The sequence below is a fragment of the Faecalibaculum rodentium genome (assembly GCF_001564455.1).
GTDB classification, from domain to species: domain Bacteria; phylum Bacillota_I; class Bacilli_A; order Erysipelotrichales; family Erysipelotrichaceae; genus Faecalibaculum; species Faecalibaculum rodentium.
Window position 1 is genome coordinate 604,306 of record NZ_CP011391.1, and the last position, 21,806, is coordinate 626,111.

Sequence of the window (21,806 nt, forward strand, 5' to 3'; positions counted from 1 at the left end):
CATGGATCGGAAAGTTCAGAATACAGACGAATCCCGGGACGACCTCGGATTTCTGGCGCTGCTGGCCCCGGAAATCCGGGGTTCTTTCACCGCAGCGGGGTGGAGCCATCCGCCTGTATGGCATGAAAAGAGCCGGAAGCTCGACCTGGTGCTCTCCAGTCCCGCACCCCTGCCATTCCAGGCCTATGAAGCGCTTCTGACCGCCCTGCGGCTGCGGTTTCACTGCAGTGTGGACCTGAAGGTGGAAGCAGAAGATCCGAAAGCGGATCTCAGCGTCCTTGACAGCTACATTTCCTGGCTGGTCTCCACCCGCCGGGACCTGGCGGCGTTTCAGTCCGTGCATCCCTGGTTCTCGGAAGAAACCATCTGGTTTTCCACGCGCGATGAAGAAAAGCACGCACAGATGATGCACGCAAGGAAAGCCCTTGTCGAGGCCCTGGCGGCCTGCGGCTTTGCCTGTGAACCAGGTGTAAAGCTCGAAACGGAGACCCGTCCGGATGTGGAGACCAATGTCCTGGACCTGCCGGAACCTGTCAGGGAAGCGGTGCCGGAGAAAAAAAGCTGGAAGCGTGAAGCGGCCAGTGAAGTCAGGATCCAGGATCTGCAGGTGGGCATGGACAATGTGCAGGTGGAAGGTCATATATTCGAGATCGAAAACCGGCAGCTGAGGTCTGGCAAGACCCTCCAGATGCTGTATCTGTCCGATTACGAAGAAGCCATTGTCTGCAAGCGGTTTGAAAGCGCGCGCTGTCCGCTGGAAGAACTGGAATCCGTGAAAAAGGGAATGACAGTCCGCGTGACAGGACGGGTGGAATATGACAATTATGCCCATACAGACACCCTGATGATCAGCCGGCTGGAACCCGTCGCTGCAAAGAAACGCGTGGACCGGGCGCCGGTGAAGCGGACGGAATTCCATGCCCACTCCACATTCTCGGAAATGGACGGGGTGTCAGCCGTTGAAGACTACATCCAGCAGGCCTGGGACTGGGGCATGCCGGGCATTGCCGTGACGGACCACGCTGTCGTTCAGGCTTTCCCGCTGGCTCAGCACAAAGTCACGGCCCTGAAGAAAACCGATCCCGACCGGGACTTCACGATGATTTACGGCTGCGAGATGAATGTCGTGGATCCGGTGTATCACATCGTCAGACATCCGGATGAACGGAGTCTGGATCGTGCAGACTATGTCATTTTCGACCTCGAGACCACGGGTCTGTCCAGCCGGGAGGATGCCATCATCGAATTCGGTGCCGTGAAGATGAAGGACCGGGAAATCGTGGACCGGCGCCAGCTGTTCATCAATCCCCACCGCACGATCCCTGCCCGGATCAGCCAGCTGACCCATATCTCGCAGTCCGATGTGGACAGTGCCGCTTCCATTGAAGAAGTGCTGCCCGGTCTGCTGGACTGGATCGGGGATGCAGTGCTCGTGGCCCACAATGCGGTGTTCGATGTGGGGTTCCTGAATGCGGCCTGCACCCGGATGGGGCGGGCACCGCTGGACAATGCAGTGATTGACACCCTGCCGCTGGCCCATTCGATCCTGGACATCAAACGGTACAACCTGGGCAGTGTCTGCCGGCACTATGGCGTGGCCTATGACGGAGAAGGTGCCCACCGTGCGGATTATGATGCCGAGGTGCTGGCCGGGGTGTTCGGCCGGATGCTGAATCAGTTCGAAGGAAAGACCCTGCAGGACCTGACGCAGCTGGACCAGTCGTCGGCCATGCGCAAACTCCGGCCGTTTCATGCCACGGTCTATGCCAGAAACAAGGAAGGCCTGAAATCGCTCTTCGAGCTCATCACCCTGTCCCATACCAGGTATCTTTCTCCGGGCGGCGAGCCCCGGATCCCGAAACAGGTGCTCGCAGATCACCGGGAGAATCTCCTGATTGGCTCTGCCTGCCAGAACGGAGAGCTGTTTGAACTGGCCCATACCCGGTCCAGGGAGGAACTGGAGGCGGCCGTGCCGTTTTACGACTTCGTGGAAGTCCAGCCCCTTGCCTGCTACAAGAACCTGGTGGACCGGGGCACAGTGGCCGATGCGGATCAGCTGAAAACCTTCCTGCAGTATCTGATGGATGCGGCAAAAGCCTGTGGAAAGCCGGTGCTGGCCACCGGGGATGCCCATTACGTTCATCCGCATGACAAGCGGATCCGGGACATCTACATCAATTCCAAGGCCATCGGCAACAGCCGCCACCCGCTGTACAAATACAACGCCCAGGAGCGGCGCCTGCTCTCCAACCCCGACCAGCACCTGCGGACCACGGAGGAAATGCTGGAGGATTTCGACTGGCTGCCGGCGACACAGGCCGAGGAAATCGTGATCACGAACCCGGAGAAGCTGCGCAGGGAAATCGAGACCATCTATCCGGTCAAGGACCGGCTGTACCCACCTGACATCGAGGGGTCGGACCAGAAGCTGCGGGATATCTGTTTTGACACGGCCCACAAAGTGTATGGACCGGATCTTCCGGAGATCGTGGAAAAGCGCCTGGACCGGGAACTGGATTCCATCATAGGCGCGGGGTATTACGTCGTATACTACATCTCCCACCTGCTGGTGAAGAAAAGCAACGAAGACGGATACCTGGTCGGCTCCCGGGGATCGGTGGGGTCCAGTTTTGTGGCGACAATGTCCAATATCACGGAAGTGAATCCGCTGACGCCGCACTACATCTGCAAAAACTGTCAGTACTGCGAGTGGATCTCGGATGACAAAGTCAAGTCGGGCTTCGACCTGCCGGACAAAGAATGTCCGCACTGCGGGTCTGTCATGCGTGGTGACGGGCAGGACATCCCCTTTGAGACCTTCCTGGGATTCAATGGCGACAAGGTTCCGGATATCGATCTGAACTTCTCCGGGGAATACCAGGCAAAGGCCCATGCCTACACCAAGGAAGTATTCGGGGAGGACCATGTGTTCCGGGCGGGAACCGTGGGCACGGTGCAGGAAAAAACCGCCTATGGCTATGTCAAGGGCTATGAGGAGGAAATGGGTCTGGAGGCCACGCCGTACAACGAGGCCAAGCGCACGGATCTCGCAAAGGGATGCGAAGGAGTCAAGCGGACCACCGGTCAGCACCCGGGCGGGATCGTCGTGGTGCCTCTGGACATGGATGTGCATGACTTCACACCCGTGCAGTATCCGGCCAACAACCCGGATGCCGAGTGGAAAACCACGCATTTCGATTTCCACCAGATCCATGACAATATCCTGAAATTCGACATCCTGGGACATGTGGATCCTACGGCAATGAAACTCTTCGAGCGGATGACCGGCATGGATGTGACGACGATCCCCATGAACGATCCGGAGACCATGGCGATCTTTTCCGGGATCGACTCCCTGAACATCGATTCCTCAAGGTATGACCAGAAAACCGGAGCGGCGGGGATTCCGGAATTCGGCACGCCGTTTGTCCGGGGGATCCTGGAACTGACAAAACCCACGACGTTTGCGGAACTTGTCTCGATTTCAGGTCTGTCCCATGGCACGGATGTGTGGCTGAACAACGCCAAGGACCTGATCGACAATGGCACCTGTGTCCTGTCGGAGGTCATCGGGTGCCGGGATGACATCATGATCGACCTGATGAACTACGGCCTTCCGCCGAAGGATTCATTCACCATCATGGAAAGCGTGCGGAAGGGCAAAGGCCTGAAACCCGAGTGGGAGAAACTGATGAAGGACAACAGTGTGCCGGACTGGTTCATCGACTCCTGCAAGAAAATCAAGTACATGTTCCCGAAAGCCCATGCTGTGGCGTATGTCATGAACGCCGTGCGGATCGCGTGGTTCAAGGTGCATATGCCGGTGTATTATTACTGCCAGTTTTTCTCCATCCGCTGTGATGCCTATGACATCGGTGTCATGATGCAGGGAGAAGGGGCAATCCGGGAACGCATGAACGGGATCCGGGCCATGCGCGACAACAAGACGGAGAAGCCTTCGGACAAGGAACTGGCCATTTACGATACGCTGGAGCTTGCGCTGGAAATGGTGCTCCGGGGTTACCGGTTTTCGCGGATCAGCATGGAGCGCTCCGATGCCACGGAATTCATTCCCGACCCGGAGGATGAAAAGGCCATCATTCCGCCATTCACGTCCGTCGACGGCCTGGGCGCAAACGTCGGAAAATCAGTTGTGGCTGCCCGGACAGAGCGTCCCTTTCTGTCCAAGGAAGACGTGCTGCGGCGGACACAGCTTTCGCGGACGCTTCTGGACAAACTGGATTCTCTGGGAGCCTGTCAGGACCTGGATGAGGAAAACCAGATGACGCTGTTCTGACTGTCTCCTGCCTTCCTGCCTGTCTGGCGCAGCCGCAGGAGACAGGAACCGGCAGAGAGAACCTGGTTTCCTGCCGGTATCCTCAAAGCCGGTGGAGTCAGGAACGGTCTGCGGAAAACGGACGGCGAGGGCGAAACTGCTGGATGTGTTCTTTACAATCATGAATTTGTAAGAGTCAGCTGATGTTTTGAAGAAGGAAAACTGTATCATTAAAAGATGAAACCGGCCCTGCCGGAGGCAAAGGGGGATGCAGGATGTTCAAGGCAGTCACAGACGTGGAAGATACCGGCTATGCTGGCTGGATTCGGGATGTCATCAATGATGCAGCGGGGTTTGCGTCTGTGGCTTTTTCCCAGACCGGCCCGGAGTGGGAAGGCGTCGCGGATGCGGACCTTTTCATCGCCGGCATTTCCCTGAAGCAGCAGGACAAGCTGGAGCGCCTGAAGGAACTTGTCAGAAAACACCCGAATCTCACACTCGTGCTCGCGGCTTCGGATACAGAGGACATTCTCGATGCCTGGAAGGTGGAGTCTGCAGCCTTTCTGCGGGGGAAACGCAATCCGGCCCGCCTCGCCAGTGTGGTGAGGGATGTCCAGGCGAGGGTGGATGAACAGAAGGGCCACAAACTGCAGATGACGTGGAAAAATGTACTGCGGTTCATTCCCATGGAGCAGATCGTGTCCATTGAGAAGGATCTGCGAAAGACCAATGTCTGCCTCGCGGACGGGGAAGTGTGCACGTCTTATATGCGGATGGATGATGTGCTGGAACAGCTGGATGAAAACTTTATCCGCATTCACTTCAGCTGCATCATCAACCGCCGGTATCTGCAGGAAGTCCGCCGGGACTGCGTCATCCTGCGCGACGGGCGGCACCTGCCGGTTTCCCGGACGTATGCCCGAAACCTCGCACCGCTAATGAAGGATGCCTCGTGATATAATCAGGGACAGGAGCGTGACAGTATGACCCGAGTGAATGTACCAATTGAAATGAATGAAGACCTGTATGACAAAATGCAGGAGCTGTGCGAAGAGCTGGGCCTGGACATGGATACAGCCATTGGCATTTTTGCACAGAAAATGGTCAACGAAGAGGGGATGCCCTTTGAGGTGACGGAAAAGGACCTGCCGGTGGATGAGGAAGCCGAGCGGCGGGCAAAACGACTGAAGACCGCCGGGATCATTGGTGCCATTGCGGCGCTGATTGGCCTGGTCACAGGCATTTTGCTGGCCGTGCGGTCGCTGAAGGCGCACCGTCGGTAAACGGCCTGATCCGCAGCCTGACGGTCAGCAGATACAGCGATGTTTCAGAACAGATGTCGTATGTTTGGGCATCTGTTTTTTCTTTTGCGCTTACATAGGCGGCGATAAAGACGTTCCAGACAGATTTTCCGCCGGATCTCCGCGAAATTCCCACAGTTTGAGGACAATCTACAGAAAAATGGAACAAATGGAAACGTTTCCTCTTCCATCGGGCACATCGTTTGTGTATAATGCAGATGTAGGTTGTAAACGTTTACAACACATGGCAGAAACAAGGTCTGCCCGGAGGAAGAAATCATATGAAAAACTGGAAAACTCTGGCGGTTGCCGGGGCTATGACACTGACGGCTCTCGCCGGCTGCTCTTCTGGTTCCGAGGGTGGTGCTGCTGACAGCGGCGATTCCGGAAAAAAGGGATCTGTCTACTATCTGAACTTCAAGCCCGAGCAGAACGATGCCTGGCAGGAACTGGCGAAGAAGTACACGGAAGAAACCGGTGTGGAAGTGACGGTCGTTACCGCTGCATCCAACGACTATGAAAACACACTGATGTCCGAAATGGGCAAGAGCTCCGCACCCACCCTGTTCCAGGTCAACGGCCCTGTCGGCCTGAAAAACTGGGCTGAATATGCCTATGACCTGAAGGGAACACCGGTTTACGATGAACTGACAAGCGATGCCTATACCCTGAAGGATCCTGAAGATCCCGAAAAAGTGGACGCCATTGCCTATGTAATCGAGTCCTATGGCATCATCGTCAACGAAAAGCTGCTGAAGGAAGCCGGATACACGACCGACGATATCAAGAGCTTCGAGGATCTGAAGAAAGTCGCTGACGACATCCAGTCCCGCAAGGACGACCTGGGATTCGCGGCATTCACATCCGCCGGTATGGACGGCTCCAGTGACTGGCGTTTCAAGACCCACCTGGCCAACCTGCCGATTTACTTCGAGTATCAGGACAAGAACGAAACCGACACAGATGCCATTGAAGGCACATATCTGGACAACTACCGTGAAATCTTCGACCTGTACATCAAGGATTCCACCGTGGACAGCAAGGATCTTGCTGCGAAGACAGGTGATGACTCCCTGAACGAATTCAAGCAGGGCGATGCAGTCTTCTATCAGAACGGTTCCTGGTCCTATGATGATGTGGTCAATGAAGAAACCGGTCTGACAGACGATGATGTTACCATGATCCCCATTTACATCGGGGCCGGCGATGAAGCCACACAGGGTCTGTGCACAGGCACCGAAAACTACTGGGTAGTGAACAAGGACGCTTCCGAGGAAGACATTCAGGCAACTCTGGACTTCATGTACTGGTGCGTGACATCCGAGGAGGGCACAACAGCCATGGCGGATGAAATGGGATTTGTCATTCCGTTCAAGGATGCCAAGCCGTCCCCGAACGTATTTGTTCAGGAAGATGTCAAGCTGACTGAAAACGGCGCAACTCCTGTTGCATGGTGCTTCACGACGATGCCCTCCGAAGAATGGAAGAACGGTGTCGGCGAAGCTCTGACTGCCTACGCTGCTGATCCGACAGACGAGAAGTGGGAAGCTGTGGAAAGTGCATTCGTTGACGGCTGGAAGACCGAATACGAACTGGCCAACAAGTAATTCCGGATCTGTTATCTGATCATTGTACGGGCAGACTGTGCGTCTGCCCGTTTTTTCTTAAAAGGAGATAGTTATGGAAAAATCTTTGCGCAGATATGCCTGGATCTTTGTCCTCCCGACGCTTCTGGCTTTCACGATCGGATTCATCATTCCCTTCCTGGAGGGACTGTATCTGTCGTTCTGTCAGTTCACGACGGTGAGCAACGCAACATTCAACGGCATTGGAAACTACATCGAAGCCTTCCAGGATGAGTCTTTCCTGCATGCAGGACTCTTCACTGTCATGGTTGCGGTGGTTTCCATCATCTTCATCAACGTTGTGGCCTTTGTCCTGGCCATGATGCTGACACAGAAACTCAAGGGAACGAACTTTTTCCGGGCTGTATTCTTCATGCCCAACCTGATCGGCGGCATCGTGCTGGGTTACATCTGGCAGATCCTGATCAACTGTGTTCTGTCCCTGACCGCCCAGCCGCTGCTGGCCCTGAACGCCACAGCCGGTTACTGGGGCATGATCATCCTGCTTGGCTGGCAGCAGATCGGCTACATGATGATCATCTACATCGCCGGACTGCAGAATGTGCCCGACGACCTGCTGGAAGCAGCACGGATCGACGGTGCCACAGAATGGGAAATCCTGTGGAAGATCAAGATCCCCATGGTCATGCCGTCCATCACCATCTGCATGTTCCTGACACTGACCAACAGCTTCAAGCTCTACGACCAGAACCTTGCGCTGACTAACGGTGCCCCGAATGACATGACGCAGATGTTTGCCCTGAATATTTTTGATACATTCTATGCCCGTGCCGGCAAGGCCTGGAAGGGCATCGGTCAGGCCAAGGCGGTCATCTTCTCCGTCATTGTCGTGATCATTTCCTCCTTCCAGCTGGGTTACACACGGAAACGAGAGGTACAGCAGTAATGAAAAAGAAAAAGAGCGAAGGCAGCATTCTGCTGACCATCATCCTGGCGATCTGCTCGATTGCCTGGATGTACCCGATTTTCATGATTCTGATGAACTCCCTGAAAGTCGAGAGTGCCATCACCACCGCCGGAGCCTTCGAGCTGCCCACCGGCGAGACCTTTGCGGGTCTGGCCAACTATGCCAATGCCATCAACTCCCAGGGATTCCTGGCTTCTCTGTGGTATTCGCTGTTCATCACCGTAACGTCTGTCATTGCGATCGTGATCTGCTGCTCGATGTGCGCGTGGTATATCAGCCGTGTGCAGAGCAAGATCTCCAATGCCCTGTATTACCTGTTTGTCTTCTCCATGGTCGTGCCCTTCCAGATGGTCATGTTCACACTGTCGCAGACTGCCGATATGCTGAAGCTGAACAACCCCTACAACCTGTGGGTGATTTACCTGGGATTCGGTGCGGGTCTGGCTGTGTTCATGTTTGCCGGCTTCGTGAAGTCCATTCCGCTGGAAATCGAAGAATCTGCCATGATCGACGGCTGCAGCCCGCTGCAGACATTCTTCAAGATCGTCCTGCCGATGCTCAAACCGACCATGGTGTCTGTGGGTATCCTGGAAGCCATGTGGGTATGGAACGACTACCTGCTGCCGACGCTGGTCCTGGACATCAAGAAGTACAAGACCATTCCCATGCTGATTCAGTATTTCCGCGGATCCTATGGACGTGTTTCCATGGGCCCGATGATGGCGTCGATCATGCTGACGGTCATTCCCATCATCATCGTGTATGTACTGGGTCAGAAACACATCATCAAGGGTGTGGCAGCCGGCGCTGTAAAGGGGTAAGCTGCCATGGCCCGCATGACGATCAAGGATATAGCCCGGGAATCGGGGTATTCCACAGGTACGGTCTCGCGGGTACTCAATGAATCGGGTCCGGTCAGCGAACAGGCGGTGAAGCGGATCCGTGAGGTCGTCGACAAGTATCATTTTCAGCTCAATACCAATGCCAAGTTCCTGAAACAGCAGACACCGGAAGGGATTGCGGTGATCATACGCGGAACCAACAACCTGCTGTTTGCGTCGCTGGTGGAGCGGCTCCAGCACCAGGTGGAGGCTGCGGGGTACAGTGCGAGCATGTACTATATCGAGGAGAGCGGCAATGAGGTGGACGAAGCTCTAGAGATCTGCAAGCACCAGCCGCCGGAAGGCATTTTCTTCCTGGGCAGCAGCCGGCAGAATTTCCAGAAGGGATTTGGCAGCATCGATGTCCCCAGTGTCATGGTGACAAACTCCGCCGAGGATCTCGGATTCGAAAACCTCGGCTCGGTGACAACCAATGACACGCAGGCAGCGCAGTTTGCGGTGCAGCATCTGCTGTCCATGGGACACCGTCACATAGCAGTGCTGGGTGGCGACAGAAACCGTTCCCAGGCTGCCATGTCCAGGTTTCTGGGAGCGCAGTATGCGTTTTTCGACAACAGCATTCCGTTTGATCCTGACCGCAGCTACCAGCAGGGAATGTTTTCGGTGAAGGACGGTTATGAAGGCATGCTGTCGCTTCTTGACAGAATGCCGGAGGTCACGGCAGTATTTGTGATGGCGGATGTCATGGCCATCGGTGCCCTCCGCGCAATCTGCGACCGCGGCCTGCGGGTCCCGGAAGACATTTCCCTGATCAGCTTTGACGGGATATCCCTGGCGCACTACACAGTGCCCCGCATTGCAACGATGTGCCAGGACCAGGAAGAACTGACTCAGGAAAGTGTGCGGATGCTGCTGGATATGATAGAAAACAAGACCCCCGGAACCTTCCGGGAGACCTCTTTCAGGATGCTCGAAGGTGAGAGCCTGATGCCGCCTGTACTTGAAAAGTGAGTGAATGTTATGCGAAGAAATGGTGTTTTGATGCACTTGTCCAGCCTGCCCGGAGATCAGGGTATCGGCACAATGGGCAAAAGTGCACATGAATTCGTGGACTTCCTGGAAAAGGCGGGTCAGTCAGTCTGGCAGCTGCTTCCGGTTGTTCCCACCAGCTACGGAGATTCTCCGTATGCTTCTTTTTCCACATTTGCGGGCAATCCGTATTTCATTGACCTGGACCTGCTGGCCGAAGACGGACTCCTGAAAGAGGGAGAATACGAAACCGTGGACTGGGGAGGCGATCCGGAACATGTGGACTATGGTGCTCTGTACAACAACCGGACCAAAGTCCTGCGGAAGGCTGCATCCAGGCTTCTGGAGAACAAGCCGGATGAGTATTACGAATTTCTGGAAGAAAACTATGACTGGCTTCCGGACTATGCTCTGTTCATGGCCCTGAAGGACAAAAATGGCGGCAAGTCCTGGCTGGAGTGGGAAGATGACGAAAGGAACTACGGCACTGAGGCCGTGACCCGTCTGGCGGAGCAGTACCGCGACGATGTTGACTTCTATGAAGCGGTTCAGTATCTGTTCTTCAAGCAGTGGAAGGAACTCCGGAACTACGCGAATGGAAAAGGAATCGACATCATCGGCGACCTGCCGATTTATGTCGCCCTGGACTCTGTGGATGCCTGGAGCCATCCCGAGCTCTTCCAGCTGGATGAAAACCGGCAGCCGATCGCTGTGGCCGGCTGTCCGCCTGATGGATTCAGCGCCGATGGACAGCTGTGGGGCAACCCGCTGTATGACTGGGACTATCACAAAAACTCCGGGTATGACTGGTGGCTGAGACGGATTCAGTATCTGACAAAGCTGTATAACATCATCCGGATTGATCACTTCCGTGGCTTCGACTCCTATTATGCAATTCCGTATGGATCGACCACTGCGAAGAATGGCGAATGGAAGAAAGGCCCTGGCATGGACCTCTTTGACAAGGTCAAGGAAAAAGTGCCGGAAGGAAAGATCATTGCGGAAGATCTGGGATTCCTGACGGATTCGGTCCGCAAGCTGCTCAAGGATACAGGTTATCCTGGCATGAAGATCCTGCAGTTTGCTTTTGATTCCCGTGATGGAAACAACAACGAGTATCTTCCCTTCAACTACCCGGTGAACAGCGTTGCCTATACCGGCACGCATGATAACCAGACCATTATGGGATGGTTTGAAACAGCGCCAAGGGAAAGCGTGAAATTTGCCGAGGAGTATCTCCGGATATCGGAGGATGATGAAAAGAACTGGATCATGATGCGGGAGCTGATGGCATCCCCGTCAGAGCTGTCGATCCTGACCGGTCAGGATCTGCTGGGTCTGGGTGATGAGAGCCGGATGAATACGCCGAGCACTGTGGGCATCAACTGGACATGGCGGTCACTGCCGGGTAAATTCACGGATGAACTGGCTGACAAACTGTGTCATTACACAGCGCTGTATGGCCGCCTTCCGCAGAAAACGGCGGAAGAAGCCAAAGCGGAAGAAGCCACAGCCTAGATTTGAACTGCTGTATCGCATATTTATGCGGGCAGCAGTTTTTTGGGCGCTCTAAAGTTTTGTGAGGTTTGGACTCTCACATCCAATACAGTTGGATGAGGAGTCCGGACCTCATTTTCATTTACAGCCTATTTGCTGCTGTTCTCTCCACTGTTGACAGCTTTATCCTGTCTGTCTGGATGCCCATCTTCAGGACCCCTGGAAAGCACAAACAGTACTCTGTTCCTGAACCGTTCCCAGTTCGTATATCCATTCGCATTGTGTTTGATCATCTTGATGATCTTGTTTCTGTTCTCTATCATCGAGCTGGTCAGGCGATGTTCTTTCAGCCTTACATTCCCGGTCTTCGGATCGACCACATATTCCTGCTTGACGATATGGAACGAATTGATGATTTCCCTGAACCAGTTGCGCAGGGTGTCAGCGAAACTCTGCAGTTCCTCCACACCTGTACTGTCTAGATCTCTAATCAGAGATCTGAGCTCCTCCTCTGCAGTACTCAGGTTTTCTTTTCTGTAATACTCCGACAGCCGGTTCCGGAAGTGATACGCCTTCCTCAGGTCCGGGCTCGTATCCAGCAGTGCCTCACGCAGTTCATATCTGTTCATCTGCCTCTTCAGTCCGCTGACATAAGATCTGGGTGCTGCCGGATCAAATATCATCATCTTCTTTCCTGTCCTGTCCCTGTACCAGGCATCAGGCCTGATCCCCAGAAGTTCACTCTGATGCTTGAGCAGATAGTATTCCGGAGACCCTTTTCGAGTTCCTTTCATCACACGGATCCTCACTCTGTTCAGACTCTTCGTATATTCCTGGACCACATGGAACCTGTCCACGGCGAATATCGCTTTGGGAAAGAAAGTTGCAGCTATCTCCCTGTAGGGCCTGTACATATCGGACGAGATGTACTCCACTCTGTCTCGCTCGCTTCTGGGAAACTTTCGGAAATAAGCTGCCAGATACTCCTTTTTCCTGGAAGGGAGCACATCCACCGGGGACTGGGCATCGTAGTCCAGGAGCATGCATACATACTTTGAATCATCAGATTTGAAGGAATATGTTTCGTCGATCTGCATCACCCTGCATAGTTTCACCGGCACAGGGTAACTTACACACATGTCGAATATCTTCATCACTGTCGTAGCTGAAACGTGATGACGCTCTCCTACAGAAGCAAAAGTTTCATTTGGAGACCTGAGATCTTCGATGATCGCTTTTCCTGTCAATATGGAGATCCGCTGTCTTTTCATGGCGAAGGGATTGTCTTCTCCATAGGTGCGGTGGCAGTCTTTGCATTTGTAACGCCTGGCGTTATAGATGAGAGTGCATTTGCGGTCTGTAAGGACATCATGGTTTATCACACGGGGAGTGTAGTTGAAAACGACGATGTTATGACCACCGCATCGGGGGCATTCAGGAAACGCAGGAACCAAAGTGACCTCCACAAGCATCTGACCGATGCCAGGGGAGGTCGATATGTTCTGGACCCTGGAAGCATCAAGACCGAACAGTTCAAGAGCTGTATTTTCCAGGGAATTTTTGACTTTTACAGCCATCATTCATCACCTCGATGACAGTATGGCGGAAGGCGGAACAGGTTCCGATGAGAGGAAGGTTGGAAAGACCATGGTCTTTCCCCACTGGGCCCCGTTGGCTACAGATGTATCAGAACTACCATTGGTTTCGTACTGCAATCGCTGAATGAACTTTGGAACAAGAGAAAAGAAGCTCCTGAAACCGGATGATGGGAATTCCGGGAACCGACGACGAAAATCCTGTACGAATCGGTACAGGGATGAGGATTCAGTATCTGGAGAGAAATCCGCCAGGCGCAGCGGCTCCCCTGCAGCAGACTTTTTCAGGGCCATGGAGGCATCTTCGCTGGAAAACAGATAATAGGGTATGAAAATATCGGGAAGGACCCGGTGGACGTGGCGGCAGTGTGGGCAACGGACGCGTCTTATTGAGATGGTGAAAGTACCACAAGGCAGCTTAATGGTGCGGGGGACACTACCGTGACAGTGAAGATCATGACCGCAAAAAGGGCAGACGAAGAGCTTTTCACTGGAGCAGAAGGCCTGGAAAAGCAGGTCATAGATCCTCTGCAGCATCTCCTGACTTGAGATATCGGAAAGTGATCGTATCTGATTCAGGCGTTTGTCTTTCGGGGACACAAACTTCTTGAAAACCCATGTGATTATCTGTAACGTAAAGGTTGCCTAACGGTGGGACAGAGCAAAGTAGGGTCGAAACTAGATTGCACTGTCTCTTTTTCTTTCTATACAGTGTATTGTGACCGAAAAGACCTCAAGATAAAAGGAGTTGTTCTGACCTTCCACCTCACAGGCTGGATAGGACAGGAACAACTCCTTTTCAGTTTTACTGATTAAATTTGGAGGCTTGATTCGACCTCACAAATCTTTGGATATTCGTTTTTTGCTTGCGGCAGGCGGATGGCCGGGATGGCTTTCATGGTTTATGGGATTCGGCCGGCAGTCAAGAGAACTGTCGTCCGGTTTTCATAAACAGCTGGATACAGATAACCATCGCAGGTCCTGTTTTTATTACACTGGAGATCTGAATCAGATGGAACGAAAAGAGAAAGGCCTGCTGTATCGGGTGGGTGATCCGGAAATCCGGAAGCTGCAGAATCGTCAGCTCGTCCTGCTGGCAGACTACAACCGGATGAACCTGCTGACTGGGCCAGCCAAAGGACCTTGTTGAAGGAATTGTTTGCGTCGTTCGGGGAAGACAGCTGCGGCGGGAAGGATCTATGCAAACTGGGGCGGATGTTTCTGCCATGTGGGGAATCACGTGTATGTCAGTTTCAATCTGACCATGGTGGATGACGGCGAGGGCCGGATTGAAGATCACGCCTTGATCGGTCCCGGTGTCACCCTCATATCAGGTTCCCATCCCAATGATCCGATGCTGCGGAAAGATCTGTGGCAACATACGGATCCGGTTCAAGTCGGGGAAAATGCCTGGATCGATGCGGGTGCAATCGTGCTGCCGGGTGTGAGCATTGGTCGAGGTTCCGTGTTCGGGCTGGAAGTGCAGTTACACATTCTGTGCCGCATGGCTGTGTGGCTGCGTGGAATTCATGCCGGGTCATTCGCAGACTGGGTGAAAAGGACCTCCAGAGTTACGGCCGCAGCTGTCAGCTGGATGAAGTGCTGAAGCGGATGCTGGAAAAGGATGCAGGCGATTCGTGAGGAGTATCCGTTCATTTCGGGATTCGCAGCAGGACTGTATTTTCTGAAAAGGGTTACAGGAGGTTTTTGCGATATTTGTACAGGGTTTTGCTTGTACAGACAGGTTACGGATGATATATTTATAGAGTCTGCCGCGATTTGAACTAATCGCTAAGGCATAACACAGAAAAGAACAAAAAGTTCAAAAAATGTGTTGACAGACTCTTGCGTATGAGTTAAGATATAAGAGTGCTCAGGACAGACAGTCGTCCTTGACAGGGCGCCTGCTGACCTGAGAATATTAACAGGCTTGTGACTTCAGATGAGGTCTCAGGCAAAACAGGAAAGTGACCTGGCTGAGATGCTCCCGCTTCGGGACATCTCAGCGGGGACACGACGCTCTTTGAAAACCGGACAGGAAAAACGAAGTAAATACAAGACGATACAACGTCGATTCTTTGAACCTGAAAAACAATCATGAACACAAGACGCAAAGCGTCTGAGTACAGATCAAATGGAGAGTTTGATCCTGGCTCAGGATGAACGCTGGCGGCATGCCTAATACATGCAAGTCGAACGAGAGACCTTCGGGTCTCTAGTGGCGAACGGGTGAGTAACACGTAGGGAACCTGCCCGCGCACCGGGAATACGCTCTGGAAACGGAGAACAAATCCCGATGTACAGGAAGGAGGCATCTTCTTTCTGTGAAACATCCTCTAGGGGATGGGGCGCGGATGGACCTGCGGTGCATTAGTTTGTTGGCGGGGTAAAGGCCCACCAAGACGATGATGCATAGCCGGCCTGAGAGGGCGGACGGCCACATTGGGACTGAGACACGGCCCAGACTCCTGCGGGAGGCAGCAGTAGGGAATTTTCGTCAATGGGCGCAAGCCTGAACGAGCGATGCCGCGTGAGTGAAGAAGGCCTTCGGGTCGTAAAGCTCTGTTGCGGGGGAAAAAAGGCAGCATCAGGAAATGGGTGCTGACTGATGGTGCCCCGCCAGAAAGTCACGGCTAACTACGTGCCAGCAGCCGCGGTAATACGTAGGTGGCGAGCGTTATCCGGAATGATTGGGCGTAAAGGGTGCGCAGGCGGTCCTGCAAGTCTGGAGTGAAACGCATGAGCTCAACTCATGCATGGCTTTGGAAACTGGAGGACTGGAGAGCAGGAGAGGGCGGTGGAACTCCATGTGTAGCGGTAAAATGCGTAGATATATGGAAGAACACCAGTGGCGAAGGCGGCCGCCTGGCCTGTTGCTGACGCTGAGGCACGAAAGCGTGGGGAGCAAATAGGATTAGATACCCTAGTAGTCCACGCCGTAAACGATGAGGACCAAGTGTTGGGGGTGAAACCTCAGTGCTGAAGTTAACGCAGTGAGTCCTCCGCCTGGGGAGTATGCACGCAAGTGTGAAACTCAAAGGAATTGACGGGGGCCCGCACAAGCGGTGGAGTATGTGGTTTAATTCGAAGCAACGCGAAGAACCTTACCAGGCCTTGACATGGGATGCGAAGATGCAGAGATGCATCGGAGGTCAACATCCACACAGGTGGTGCATGGTTGTCGTCAGCTCGTGTCGTGAGATGTTGGGTCAAGTCCCGCAACGAGCGCAACCCTTGTGGCATGTTGCTAACAGGAAAAGCTGAGGACTCATGCCAGACTGCCGGTGACAAACCGGAGGAAGGCGGGGATGACGTCAAATCATCATGCCCCTTATGGCCTGGGCTACACACGTACTACAATGGCGGCTACAAAGAGCAGCGAGACAGGGATGTCGAGCGAATCTCATAAAAGCCGTCCCAGTTCGGATTGGAGGCTGCAACCCGCCTCCATGAAGTTGGAATCGCTAGTAATCGCGGATCAGCATGCCGCGGTGAATACGTTCCCGGGCCTTGTACACACCGCCCGTCAAACCATGGGAGTCGGTAATGCCCGAAGCCGGTGGCATGACCTCATTAGAGGAGTGAGCCGTCGAAGGCAGGATCGATGACTGGGGTTAAGTCGTAACAAGGTATCCCTACGGGAACGTGGGGATGGATCACCTCCTTTCTAAGGAGAAAGTACAGGGGAAAAGGAAAAAGAGCAGAGTGGTTCCTGTCCGGTTTTGGAAGAGTGTCTTCCAGGGTCGATCTTTGAAAACCGTACAACGATATGAAAGACAACAGAAGGTCTGAAGTAAAGTTGTGGAGAAATAGAAAGAAACTGAGAGAAAGAAAAGAACAGAGAAGAAACAGTTCTGAGAAAAATATCTCGAAGAAAGCACGAAAAACGTTTGAGAGAATCAGATCAAGCAAGGAAGGGCGCAGGGAGGATGCCTGGCCACACTGTACTGAAGAAGGACGTGCCAAACAGCGAAATGCGACGGTGAGCCGTAAGGAGGCAAAGACCCGTCGGTGTCCGAATGGGGGAACCCGGCAGCCAGAAGGCTGTCATCCCGAAAGGGAGAGGTACCCGGGGAACTGAAACATCTAAGTACCCGGAGGAAAAGAAAACAACAGTGATTCCCCGAGTAGCGGCGAGCGAAAGGGGAGAAAGCCCAAACCGGAGAGAGCCGGGGTAGTAGGACCGTCAAAAGAGTGGGAAAGACACAGCAGAATGTACAGGGAAGTACAGCCAGAGAGAGTGAAAGCCTCGTAAGCGAAGTGTTGGAAGCATGAGACGGGATCCTGAGTACGGCGGGACACGAGAAATCTTGTCGGAAGCAGGCGGGACCATCCGCCAAGGCAAAATATACAGTGTGAGCGATAGAGAACGAGTACCGTGAGGGAAAGGTGAAAAGAACCGCGGGAGCGGAGTGAAAGAGAACCTGAAACCGTGTGCCTGAAAGAAGTCAGAGCCCGTCAAAGGGTGATGGCGTGCCTTTTGTAGAATGAACCGGCGAGTTGTTCCATGGTGCGAGGTTAAGTCGGAAAGGACGGAGCCGAAGCGAAAGCGAGTCTTAAGAGGGCGGAAGAGTAGTATGGAGCAGACCCGAAACCGGGTGATCTAGCCATGGGCAGGTTGAAGCAGAAGTGAAATTCTGTGGAGGACCGAACCGACTACCGTTGAAAAGTTAGCGGATGACCTGTGGCTAGGGGAGAAATTCCAATCGAACCCGGAGATAGCTGGTTCTCCCCGAAATAGCTTTAGGGCTAGCGTCGGAGGATGACAGACGGAGGTAGAGCACTGAACGGATGATGGCCCCATCCCGGGGTACTGAATGCGATCAAACTGCGAATGCCGACTGGGAGGAATCCGGCAGTGAGACTGTGGGTGATAAGGTCCATGGTCGAGAGGGAAAGAGCCCAGACCGCCAGCAAAGGTCCCAAAATACTGGCTAAGTGGAAAAGGATGTGGGGACGCACGGACAGCTAGGAGGTTGGCTCAGAAGCAGCCATCCTTGAAAGAGTGCGTAACAGCTCACTAGTCGAGTGGCCCTGCGCCGAAAATGTACCGGGGCTTAAGCCAGGTACCGAAGCTGCGGATGTATATGGAAGTATATGTGGTAGGGGAGCGTTGCATGCAGGAAGAAGTATGACGGAGACGGCATATGGACAGCATGGAAGAGAGAATGCCGGTGTGAGTAGCGAGATGCAGGTGAGAATCCTGCACACCGAAAGCCCAAGGATTCCAGGGGAAGGTTCGTCCGCCCTGGGTAAGTCGGGACCTAACGTGAGGCCGAAAGGCGCAGCGGATGGAAAGCAGGCGGAGATTCCTGCACCCGTATATGGAGCGAAGGAGTGACGGAGAAGGCAGATGCGACCCTCTTACTGGATTGAGGGCCAAGCGAAGCAGGTGGTATCCAGGCAAATCCGGATACGGAAACCAGAGCGTGACGGGTAAGCGAAAGCGGAAGGCGAGTAGCGAAGCGCATCGAGTCAGCTTCCAGGAAAAGCTTCTAGTGGAAATGCATATACGGCCCGTACCAAAACCGACACAGGTGGGCGCGCAGAGGATGCGAAGGTGAGCGAGAGAACTGTTGCCAAGGAACTCGGCAAAATGGCCCCGTACGTTCGCAAGAAGGGGCGCTCGAAAGAGCCGCAGTGAAAAGGCCCAAGCGACTGTTTAACTAAAACACAGCTCCCTGCGAAGCCGCAAGGCGAAGTATAGGGGGTGACACCTGCCCGGTGCTGGAAGGTTAAGGCAAGCTGTGAACCGCGAGGTGAAGCAGCGACCCGAAGCCCCAGTGAACGGCGGCCGTAACTATAACGGTCCTAAGGTAGCGAAATTCCTTGTCAGGTAAGTTCTGACCCGCACGAAAGGTGTAACGATTTGGGCGCTGTCTCGGCAGCAGACTCGGTGAAATCTTAGTACCTGTGAAAATGCAGGTTACCCGCAACTAGACGGAAAGACCCCATGGAGCTTTACTGCAGCCTGGTATTGGGTCCTGGACAGCCATGTACAGGATAGGTGGGAGACTTAGAAGCGAGTACGCAAGTATTGGTGGAGTCGCCGGTGGGATACCACTCCTGGATGTATGGGGCCCTAACCCGTGTGCCGAGAGGGACAGGGGAGAGTGCCAGGCGGGCAGTTTGACTGGGGCGGTCGCCTCCCAAAGAGTAACGGAGGCGCCCAAAGGTACGCTCAGGTTGGATGGGAACCAACTGAAGAGTGCAAATGCAGAAGCGTGCCTGACTGCGACAGAGACAACTGGAGCAGGGACGAAAGTCGGGATTAGTGATCCGGCGGTGCCGAATGGAAGGGCCGTCGCTCAACGGATAAAAGCTACCCTGGGGATAACAGGCTGATCTCGCCCAAGAGTTCACATCGACGGCGAGGTTTGGCACCTCGATGTCGGCTCATCGCATCCTGGAGCTGGATTCGGTTCCAAGGGTTGGGCTGTCCGCCCATTAAAGCGGTACGCGAGCTGGGTTCAGAACGTCGTGAGACAGTTCGGTCCCTATCTGTTGTGGGCGTCGGAGATCTGAGGGAAGCTGTCCTCAGTACGAGAGGACCGGGATGGACCTGCCGCTGGTGCACCAGTTATCATGCCAATGGTAGAGCTGGGTAGCCAAGCAGGGAACGGATAAGAGCTGAAAGCATCTAAGCACGAAGCCGGACCCAAGACGAGATCTCCCATTCTAAAAGAGAAGTAAGACCCCTTGAAGACTACGAGGTGGATAGACCAGGGATGGAAGTGCAGAGATGCATGGAGTTGACTGGCACTAATCGGTCGAGGACTTGATCTAAAGAAAGAAGCCCGCAGCTTTGCGGAAAGACAGGAAACGAAAGACATATCGTGTACGGTTTTCAGAGAGCGACCTGGAAGAGATGATTCCGGAAGATGTGGTCATCACAGTGCTGAGGAAATACCTGTTCCCATCCCGAACACAGAAGTCAAGCTCAGAGACGGTGACGATAGCCGAAAGGCAAAAATAACAAATGGCCACTCAGACAGCCGCTTTCCTCACGGATGGCGGCTTTTTTTGTCTGCAGCCCTCTTTCCGGGTCTCGGAGCCGGTCGGATTGCAGCCCTCTCATTTTGTCTGATTTATTCAAATGCCTGTTTCTTTCGTGGTAGAATGTTGCGGAATGTGCATGGATTTCCAGGAAGAGGGACGAAATGAAAACAGGATTCAATAATGAAAAATATCTGCAGATGCAGTCGGAACATATCCGGGAGCGAATTGATAAATTCGGCGATAAGCTGTATCTGGAGTTCGGTGGCAAACTGTTTGATGACTATCACGCAAGCCGGGTTCTTCCGGGCTTTGCACCGGATTCCAAGCTCCAGATGCTGCTCCAGCTCAAGGACCAGGCCGAAATCGTGGCGGTCATCAACGCGGAGCACATCGCTGCCAACAAAGTACGGCAGGATCTGGGGATTACTTATCAGGAGGATGTGCTGCGTCTGATCGACGAATTCAGGCAGGCAGGACTGTATGTCGGCAGCGTCGTCCTGACACACACCAGTGACAAGGAATTGGCTGCAGGGCTGAAAGCAGAACTGGAGAAGAAGGGCATTCCGCTGTATTACCATTACCGGATTGCCGGATATCCCACGGATACGGATCATATCCTGTCCCAGGATGGATTTGGCAAAAACGATTATATCGAGACCACCAGACCTCTTGTGGTGGTCACGGCTCCGGGACCGGGTTCCGGCAAGATGGCAACCTGTCTGTCCCAGCTCTACCATGAAAACCGGCGGGGGATCAAAGCGGGGTACGCAAAGTATGAAACATTTCCGGTCTGGAACCTGCCTCTGAATCATCCCGTGAATCTCGCATATGAGGCAGCCACAGCGGATCTCAATGATGTAAACATGATCGATCCCTGGCACCAGCAGGCCTACGGGGAAATCACGGTGAATTACAACCGCGATGTGGAGATCTATCCCGTGCTGCGGCAGATGTTCTGTGAGATTTATGGAAGCAGTCCCTATGCCTCCCCCACAGATATGGGGGTCAACATGGCCGGCTTCTGCATCGATGACGAAGAAACGGTGTCCGAAGCTGCAAGACAGGAAATCATACGCCGGTATTTCTCCACCCGAAACCGGGTGATTGCCAAGCTTTGCGATCCCCAGGAGCTGCAGAAACAGGAAATGGTGATGAAGCAGGCGGGAGTGACCATCGGCGACAGGCCTGTATTCAGCCGGGCACGGGCCCTGCAGGATGAAACCGGGGATTTTGCGGCGGCGCTGGAGTTTGAAGACGGCACCATCATCACGGGAAAAAACTCGGAGCTGATGGGTCCGGCGAGCGCCATGATCATGAATGCGCTGAAATACAAAGCGGGTATAGATCCGTCCCGGCATCTGATCGACCCGGAGAATTTCGCACCGATCCAAAGGCTGAAGGTCAACTATTTCGGAAACCAGAATCCGCGTCTTCATACCAATGAAATGCTGATCGCGCTGTCCATGACAGCCAGAAGCAATCCGGAGGCACGGCGGGCACTGGAGCAGCTTCCCGCGCTGGCGGGCACACAAAGCCATATCACGTCCGCATTGTCGGAGGTCGATCAGTCAGTCCTGAGTTCCCTGAAAATCCAGACGACATTTGAGGCTGACAAAGTATAATAAAGCAAAAGAATCTCAAACGGGAGACCGTCTCCGGGCTTCTTTGAGGCTGGTGCAGCCTGTCTGATCAATACCCGGAGAGTGCATGGAAG

General features: G+C 53.9%; 13 protein-coding genes and 3 rRNA genes. 14 read left to right on the forward strand and 2 right to left on the reverse strand.

The features are described 5' to 3' along the window. Position 1 precedes the first annotated feature (1 nt). From aalo17_RS03040 to malQ, 8 genes are all read left to right on the forward strand, one after another. Positions 2-4,297 carry a PolC-type DNA polymerase III gene (locus aalo17_RS03040; RefSeq protein ID WP_067555452.1) on the forward strand — a complete coding sequence of 1,432 codons (4,296 nt, stop codon included), beginning with the start codon at positions 2-4 and terminating at the stop codon, positions 4,295-4,297. Positions 4,298-4,551: 254 nt separating this feature from the next. Beyond that, positions 4,552-5,232: a LytR/AlgR family response regulator transcription factor gene (locus tag aalo17_RS03045; RefSeq protein ID WP_067555455.1), complete on the forward strand. Its 681-nt coding sequence runs from the start codon at positions 4,552-4,554 to the stop codon at positions 5,230-5,232. A gap of 27 nt (positions 5,233-5,259) precedes the next feature. Next, positions 5,260-5,559, forward strand: coding sequence for a type II toxin-antitoxin system RelB/DinJ family antitoxin (locus aalo17_RS03050; protein ID WP_067555458.1), 300 nt, complete (start codon positions 5,260-5,262; stop codon positions 5,557-5,559). A gap of 299 nt (positions 5,560-5,858) precedes the next feature. Next, on the forward strand, positions 5,859-7,184 hold the full coding sequence (locus tag aalo17_RS03055) for an ABC transporter substrate-binding protein (protein ID WP_067555461.1): 1,326 nt from the start codon (positions 5,859-5,861) through the stop codon (positions 7,182-7,184). A 73-nt stretch (positions 7,185-7,257) separates the two neighbouring features. After that, positions 7,258-8,109: a carbohydrate ABC transporter permease gene (locus aalo17_RS03060; RefSeq protein WP_067555465.1), complete on the forward strand. Its 852-nt coding sequence runs from the start codon at positions 7,258-7,260 to the stop codon at positions 8,107-8,109. After that, complete coding sequence (locus tag aalo17_RS03065) at positions 8,109-8,951, forward strand: carbohydrate ABC transporter permease (protein WP_067555468.1); 843 nt, start codon at positions 8,109-8,111, stop codon at positions 8,949-8,951. Before aalo17_RS03060 ends, aalo17_RS03065 begins: the two co-directional genes overlap by 1 nt. Positions 8,952-8,957: 6 nt before the next feature. Next, positions 8,958-9,983 carry a LacI family DNA-binding transcriptional regulator gene (locus tag aalo17_RS03070; protein WP_143385588.1) on the forward strand — a complete coding sequence of 342 codons (1,026 nt, stop codon included), beginning with the start codon at positions 8,958-8,960 and terminating at the stop codon, positions 9,981-9,983. A 9-nt stretch (positions 9,984-9,992) separates the two neighbouring features. Continuing rightward, the gene (gene malQ, locus aalo17_RS03075; RefSeq protein WP_067555473.1) at positions 9,993-11,519 is read left to right on the forward strand and encodes a 4-alpha-glucanotransferase; all 1,527 of its coding nucleotides are present in this window, start codon (positions 9,993-9,995) and stop codon (positions 11,517-11,519) included. 128 nt (positions 11,520-11,647) lie between these two features. On the opposite strand, the gene aalo17_RS03080 is transcribed toward malQ, so the two are convergent. Together aalo17_RS03080 and aalo17_RS13295 are read right to left on the reverse strand one after the other, a co-directional pair. Then, a complete protein-coding gene (locus aalo17_RS03080) occupies positions 11,648-13,078 on the reverse strand; it encodes an ISL3 family transposase (RefSeq protein ID WP_082743210.1) in 1,431 nt (476 codons plus the stop codon). Between the two features lie 3 nt (positions 13,079-13,081). After that, positions 13,082-13,630: a DUF6431 domain-containing protein gene (locus aalo17_RS13295; RefSeq protein ID WP_420806567.1), complete on the reverse strand. Its 549-nt coding sequence runs from the start codon at positions 13,628-13,630 to the stop codon at positions 13,082-13,084. Positions 13,631-14,105: 475 nt separating this feature from the next. On the opposite strand from aalo17_RS13295, the gene aalo17_RS12780 reads away from it, so the two are divergent. The 6 genes from aalo17_RS12780 (at position 14,106) to aalo17_RS03115 (ending at position 21,714) form a co-directional block, all read left to right on the forward strand. Continuing rightward, positions 14,106-14,243: a maltose acetyltransferase domain-containing protein gene (locus aalo17_RS12780; RefSeq protein WP_158507693.1), complete on the forward strand. Its 138-nt coding sequence runs from the start codon at positions 14,106-14,108 to the stop codon at positions 14,241-14,243. Positions 14,244-14,333: 90 nt separating this feature from the next. Then, entirely contained in the window at positions 14,334-14,699 is a 366-nt protein-coding gene (locus aalo17_RS12395) for an LbetaH domain-containing protein (protein WP_145907476.1), read from the forward strand. Between the two features lie 525 nt (positions 14,700-15,224). Beyond that, positions 15,225-16,760, forward strand: a 16S ribosomal RNA gene (locus aalo17_RS03100). Between the two features lie 235 nt (positions 16,761-16,995). Beyond that, a 23S ribosomal RNA gene (locus tag aalo17_RS03105) occupies positions 16,996-19,879 on the forward strand. Positions 19,880-19,975: 96 nt separating this feature from the next. Next, positions 19,976-20,082: ribosomal RNA gene (rrf, locus tag aalo17_RS03110) — 5S ribosomal RNA — on the forward strand. The 16S, 23S and 5S rRNA genes sit together here, the layout of an rRNA operon. A 171-nt stretch (positions 20,083-20,253) precedes the next feature. Then, positions 20,254-21,714 (forward strand): DUF1846 domain-containing protein, encoded by a 1,461-nt coding sequence (locus tag aalo17_RS03115; protein WP_067555482.1) that lies wholly within the window; start codon positions 20,254-20,256, stop codon positions 21,712-21,714. The last annotated feature ends 92 nt before the right edge of the window (positions 21,715-21,806 follow it).